The organism is Weissella sp. DD23 (assembly GCF_001579105.1).
Taxonomy (GTDB): domain Bacteria; phylum Bacillota; class Bacilli; order Lactobacillales; family Lactobacillaceae; genus Weissella; species Weissella cibaria.
Genome location: NZ_KQ970390.1, coordinates 25,224 through 31,742, shown reverse-complemented (window position 1 = coordinate 31,742; position 6,519 = coordinate 25,224). Strand labels below are relative to the sequence as shown.

At 46.1% G+C, this 6,519-nt stretch carries 6 protein-coding genes; all 6 read right to left on the bottom strand.

The annotated features are described in order from the left end of the window. Positions 1-139: 139 nt before the first annotated feature. Positions 140-1,885, bottom strand: a complete 1,746-nt coding sequence (locus tag WEIDD23_RS00140) for an ABC transporter ATP-binding protein (RefSeq protein ID WP_010370413.1) — start codon at positions 1,883-1,885, stop codon at positions 140-142. A 188-nt stretch (positions 1,886-2,073) separates the two neighbouring features. Then, positions 2,074-3,759, bottom strand: a complete 1,686-nt coding sequence (gene argS, locus WEIDD23_RS00135) for an arginine--tRNA ligase (protein WP_062358594.1) — start codon at positions 3,757-3,759, stop codon at positions 2,074-2,076. A gap of 2 nt (positions 3,760-3,761) precedes the next feature. Then, positions 3,762-4,106, bottom strand: coding sequence for a hypothetical protein (locus tag WEIDD23_RS00130; RefSeq protein WP_010370407.1), 345 nt, complete (start codon positions 4,104-4,106; stop codon positions 3,762-3,764). Between the two features lie 117 nt (positions 4,107-4,223). After that, on the bottom strand, positions 4,224-5,750 hold the full coding sequence (gene murE, locus WEIDD23_RS00125) for a UDP-N-acetylmuramyl-tripeptide synthetase (protein WP_062358591.1): 1,527 nt from the start codon (positions 5,748-5,750) through the stop codon (positions 4,224-4,226). Positions 5,751-5,778: 28 nt separating this feature from the next. Continuing rightward, complete coding sequence (locus tag WEIDD23_RS00120) at positions 5,779-6,387, bottom strand: non-canonical purine NTP pyrophosphatase (RefSeq protein ID WP_010370401.1); 609 nt, start codon at positions 6,385-6,387, stop codon at positions 5,779-5,781. Beyond that, on the bottom strand, positions 6,387-6,519 hold a 133-nt coding region (locus WEIDD23_RS14100; protein ID WP_242865404.1), incomplete at its 5' end, for a hypothetical protein. The genes WEIDD23_RS14100 and WEIDD23_RS00120, both read right to left, overlap by 1 nt.

The following is a 6,519-nucleotide window of genomic DNA, read 5'->3' as shown; positions in this document are numbered from 1 at the left end:
GATAACTAACGAAACAATGACACCGGCCCGATAATTACCGAGATAGCCAAATAATCGGCCGATGGTTTGCCAGAAATGAACCGGCTTCTCAACCGGTTGATTCATGCCCCCACCACGGCCACGTCCGCCACTTTGAAAACTACGCATCGACGCCCACCTCCTTCAAATCTGCATCCGACAACTGACTTCGCATAACTTCTTGGTAGGCAGGGCACGTTTGCGCAAGTTCTGCGTGTCGGCCAGCGCCAACCATTTTACCGTTGTCCAACACAACAATCACATCGGCATTCATGACTGTTGCAATACGTTGGGCGACGATAATCTTAATAGCTGGTTGCAAACGCGGCGAATCATTAATCGCCCCACGCACCCGACTATCCGTCTCAAAATCCAACGCAGAAAACGAATCATCAAAGACATACACTTGCGCCGCTTTAATAAGGGTTCGCGCAATTGCGAGTCGTTGACGTTGACCACCTGAAAAGTTGGCACCGTCTTGTTGAACAACCATATCCAACCCACCACCAGCTTCAATAAAATCAGTTGCTTGGGCAATTCGAAGGGCCTCCCACATCTGATCGTCCGTTGCCAACGGTAGCCCAAACTGCAAATTTGACCGAATGGTGCCGGCAAACAAAACCGCCTTTTGCTGCGTAATTGAAATTGCAGCATGTAAGTCTGTCTGAGACAACTGGCGAATGTCCACGCCATTCAACGTAATGGTTCCAGATGTCGCATCTAGCAATCTTGGTATCAAATTCAGAATTGTTGACTTACCTGAACCCGTGCCACCAATAATTGCCATGGTTTGGCCAGAGGAAACTTTCGCCGTCAAACCAGACAGTGCTGGCTTCTCAGCTCCTGGAAAACAATACAAGACATGATTAAATGCCAACTCAGGCGCTGTTGCGGGCAACTTTTGTGGTGTGGCAACATCCACAATTGTATCTTCAGTATCCAAAACCTCATTAATACGATCAGCAGAGGCTTGCGCACGCGGCACCATCACAATCACCATTGACAATTGCATAAAGCTCATCAGAATTTGGGTGGCATACGTCAAGAAGGCCACCAAATTCCCCATCGGCATCAAGTTAGCACCAATCAACTTGGCACCCAACCACACAATACCAACGTTCGTAAATGACAAGATAATTGTCATTACCGGCATCATCATTGCAACCGTCGTAAAGACAACTCGGGCTGTGTGCGTTAAATCACGGTTGGCCGTATCAAATTTCTCACGTTCAAACCCATCGCGACCAAACGCCCGAATGACGCGCACCCCAGTCAATCCCTGTTGGAACACCAAATTAATTCGATCAACCTTTGTTTGCATTGTCTTAAAACGCGGTACAGCAATTTTAACAATCACAAAGACCGCGATTGCTAAGATTGGCAGTGAAAAAGCGAAGACTGTTGTTAGGCGCGTATTCAAGCGCAACGCCATAATCATGGCGCCGACGAATAGGAACGGCGACATCAACATCATGCGCAACGCAGTCTGAAACACATTCTGCAATTGCGTCACGTCATTCGTCGTACGCGTAATCAGCGTGGCATCCCCAAATTTTGACACATTGCTGGCGTCCATATAAGTCACTTTTTTAAACAAGCTACTCCGTAATTTCGACCCTAACTTCTGACTTTGGGTGGCCGCAAAAAACACATTTAACACGGCACCCGTCCAACCAAGAATGGCGATAACCAACATTACCCCACCCATTTGCCAAATATATCCAATGTTTTGTTTTGCAATCCCCTTATTAATGATGTCGGAGGTAATCGTCGGCAGTGATAAATCTGCTGACACCTGGACAATCAAGAATATAACTGCTAACAAAACAGGTATTGGCTCGAGATACTTTTTTCCAATCCGTATCATTTGCTATGGCCTCTTTTTCGTTATAGTTAAGCCTTATTAAACCACACATCTGCCAATATGATTAGAATTTTTTGTTGTCCTTGTGTTATTTAAACAAGGCATGATGACATTTAGTTATTTTCTAAACATAAACAAAAAGAGTCTGGGACAGCAGTATCTGTCTCAGACTCTTAGTCATTATTTCTAAATTACATTTCCTTAGGTGCCTTAACACCCAACAAACGTAGTGATTCTGTCAAAACTTGTGACACAGCCGTTACCAATGCCAAACGGGCGTTCAATTGCTCGTCCTCTGCCAAAATCTTTGAGTTTGCATAGTACTTGTTGAACGTGCGAGACAAGTTCAATGCGTACTTGGCAATAACTGATGGTTCGCGATCACGCCATGCGCGACGAACAACATCACCAAAGTCAGCCAACAACTTCTCAGTTTCCCAAACGTTCTCATCATCGATAACCAAGTTAGACATATCTAGCTCTGGGTTACCAGCCTTGCGCAAAATTGATTGCGCACGGGCGTTCGCATATTGTACGTATGGACCAGTATCACCTTCGAAACGAACCACTTCTTCCAACTTAAAGTCGAAGTTTCCAATACGCTCGTTCATCAAGTCGTGGAAGACAACGGCACCCGTTCCAACTTCATGCGCAACCAATTCCTTGTTACCCAAAGTTGGGTTCTTTTCGTTGATTTGTTGCAAAGCCAAATCAACAGAGTCCTTCAACACATCCTTCAACAAGATGATACGACCTGAACGCGTTGACAACTTCTTACCATCAACCGTAATCAAACCAAATGGAATGTGTTCAACATCATCTGACCACTCGTAGCCCATTTCCTTCAAAACGGCCTTTAATTGCATGAAGTGTTCACGTTGTTCGCCACCAACCACGTACAATGACTTGACGAAGTTGTAGTTCTTCTTACGGAAAATAGCTGCCGCCAAATCACGTGTCATGTACAATGTGGCACCGTCAGTACGTTGAATCATTGCAACGTTCAAGTTGTACTTTTCCAAGTCAACCACTTGGGCACCTTGCGACTCAATCAACAAGCCCTTTTCCTTCAACGTGTCGATAACGCCATCCATCTTATCGTTGTAGAAAGCTTCACCGTTGAATGAATCAAACTCGATGTCCAACGTCTCGTAAAGCTCCATGAATTCCTTCAATGACTCTTCACGGAACCATGACCACAATTGACGGGCCTCTTCGTCACCATCTTCAAGCTTCTTAAACCAAGCACGACCTTCATCGTCCAAAGCTGGATTTTCCTTCGCTTCTTCGTGGAAACGGACATAGTACTTAACCAGCGTGTTGATTGGATCAGCTTTCACTTCGTCTTCTGAACCCCAGCGCTTGTAAGCTGACATCAACTTACCAAACTGTGTTCCCCAGTCACCCAAGTGGTTAATCTTGATTGGTTGGTAACCATTGGCCTTTGAAATTTCAGCCAATGAATTTCCAATAACCGTTGAACGCAAGTGACCCATTGACATTGGCTTAGCAATGTTAGGTGATGACATATCAATTGTCACATGACCTGCTTCACCGTCCGTGTTGTGACCAAAGTCTTGGTTCATCAAAACAGTTTGCAAAACATCCGTTCCAAATGTCAATTGGTTCAAGAAGAAGTTAACGTATGGGCCCGCAGCCTGAACGGCCTTAAAATCGGTTGCGTCAATTGCTTCCGCGACCGTCGCAGCAATTTGGTTGGGCGCCATGTGACGTTCCTTAGCCAACAAGAAAGTTGGAAAGGCAAAATCACCCATCGTTGAATCCTTTGGCACTTCAATCTTTGACAAAATTGTCGCTTCATCTAGTTCTGGCACAACCGCTGCAACGGCTTGGGCCACTTGATTCTTGTAGTCCATTGTTATTCCTCTTCTTCGTCCTCTTCCTCGGCATCATCGTCTTCCAACTTGATGTCTTCTGGAATTTCTTCTTCGTCCTCTTCCTCTTCGTCACTCTTACGTGGCGCAGGGTTGTCAGTCTTTACCAAAATCTTAGTTTCTGACATGCGAACGACAGCACGGTGATTGTATTCGTTAACCGTTGCCGTATCTTCTGGGTCGTTCTCCGTAATCAAGACCAACAATGAGTGCTCGTAAATCTTTTCCACGATACCCTTAAAGTCGTGTTCGAAGTTAGCAAACTTCTTACCTTCAACGAAGTCGCCCAAGTCGAACTCTGACGTGTTTTCTGCAGGTTCCTTAGCCATGGCACTATCCCCTTTTAATTCTCTGCACATTTAATGCATTTATTTATTATTAGTAACACAAAAAATCGCCGTAACAACGGCAATTCTGTTTATTATAGCAAAAATTCGCTTTAAAAACTAGGCTTCCAATTCGGAAACGACGCGTTGGGCAACTGCCCAGTCGTTTTCATACGGTGTATCAACACCGCCAATCTTTTGATACTCATCCAATCCCTTCGCTGCCAAAACAACAACATCGTTGGGACCAGCTGCCTTAATGGCCTCAGTAATCGCAATCGTGCGGTCCATTTCACGGTTAATCACCACATGATCATTGGTAATCGCTGCTTGGATTTCATCAGCAATGGCGTTTGGATCCTCAAATTGTGGATCATCACTCGTTAAGTAAACAACATCCGCACCCTCGCTGACCGCTTGCCCAATACCTGGCCGACGCGAAACGCCCTTGTTGCCAGGTGCACCAACCACAATCGTTAACTTTTCGACGGTCTCATTCGTGCGGACAAAATTAAGTAAAGCCGCGATTGAGGCATAGTTGTGTGCATAGTCAACGTAAATTGTACCGTGGTTTTGGGTCGTTAATACTTGCATTCGACCCGGGATTTTAACCACTTCGAGTCCTTCATGCATCGCATCTGTGTCAGCACCAACCAGACGCGTCGCAATCATCGCTGCCACGGCATTTCCTTGGTTAAAGTCACCCGGCATATCCAGATGATAGTCACCTGCAATACCAAGGCGTGCCGCTTGCTGACCAGCTTCACGTACAGCGAAGGTGCTACCCTGCAAGTCCGCTTCAACAGTATCGTAATAGACGTCTGCCTTTGGTGAATCTTCGTCCTCGCGACCATATAGCCAAATCCCATCACGTGGTACCGCTAGCTCCGCGTGCTCAATCAACTCACTAAAATGATCTGAATCAGCATTCAGAATGATTTGCTCGGAGTGATCAAACAACATCATTTTGTGTTCCAAATAATCTTCAAACGTTGGGTGCTCATTTTCCCCAACGTGATCGGGACTAATGTTCAAGAAAATACCGACGTTAAAGCGTAGCCCGTAAACCCGTTCCATCTTGTAGGCCTGCGATGAGACTTCCATCACCATGTGCGTCATCCCATTTGCGACAGCCTCTGCCATCCAACGGAACAAATCCAATGATTCTGGTGTCGTCAAATGTGCGCGGTAATGGAACTTTGGGTCAGCCCCGGTGATAACTTGTAACGTCGATGACAAAGCCACCTTGTCGTCAGTAGCCACCCGAAGCATTTCGTATGCCATATAAGTGGCTGACGTCTTGCCTTTGGTACCCGTGATACCAATCAACGCCAACTTATTTTGTGGGTAATCATAGAAGGCCATACTCAAAACACTCATCGCCGCTGGCACGTCATCAACCACCCAAGTTGGCAAGTCAGTGTCGTGCGTGAACGACGTAGGCGCAACGATGGCCTTAACCCCTTTTGCAATCGCGTCTGTTAAATATTCAGCCTTGAAACGTCCTTTGATAAACAACAACGTTTCAGGTGCTACATCATTTGAATTATAAGCTAAATGCTTGAGCTCACCTTTAAATTCTGGCGTGCTGATCAATAAATCCTGATCAGCCAAAATTTCTGTAATTTGTTGTGCTGTGAGTGCCATCATTTAACTCTCCTATATCTACTTGTTCTTAATTTGCCAATTCGCCAGCTGACCGTAATTGCGCCAACATATCAATGGCAGCGCGGCCCCGGTGAGCGTAATTGACACGGTCCGGCATGTCAATTTCAGCCAATGTTTGACCGTTTTCCGTGACCATGAGCTCGTCTAACCCATTACGCCCGCCACGCGGTTCCAGTGCTAACGTGACACCGCCACGTGCCTGGCTGAAATAACGCTGACCAGTTGGTGTAATTACCACAAAGTCTGCTTGCAAATACGCCGTGCGATCCGCGCCGTCTGGTAGTTGTGCCAACACATAAGCATTAATTTCCGCATCCCCACGTAGTTGATGGGCTTGGAATTCACGCATGGTTGTGACACCAAAATGATCCGGAATGGCTGGAATAAACATCGCTGAATCGTCCGCCAAAATGTATTCATCCGGTAACAACGCATGGATGGTTGCCGCTTTAACTTGCGCATTTTCCGCCATGTCATCCGTGGTTTCTGCTGGAAAAGCAATCTGATCGTGTAACTCACGATAATTGATAGCTGTTACCCCTAATGTTTGCAAGTAATCTACCATTTCAGCGGTTTTATGTGAATTATTCGATGCAATTACGAGTCGTGTCAGCATTACATCTCCTCCGTTTCAATCGCGCGCAAGGTATAAAATGACCCCGTGACAACAATCAACGCTTCTGATGATTCACGCACCCGACGGGCCAATGTAATCGCCGCACTCGGGTCATCCGCGATTTCCACATCG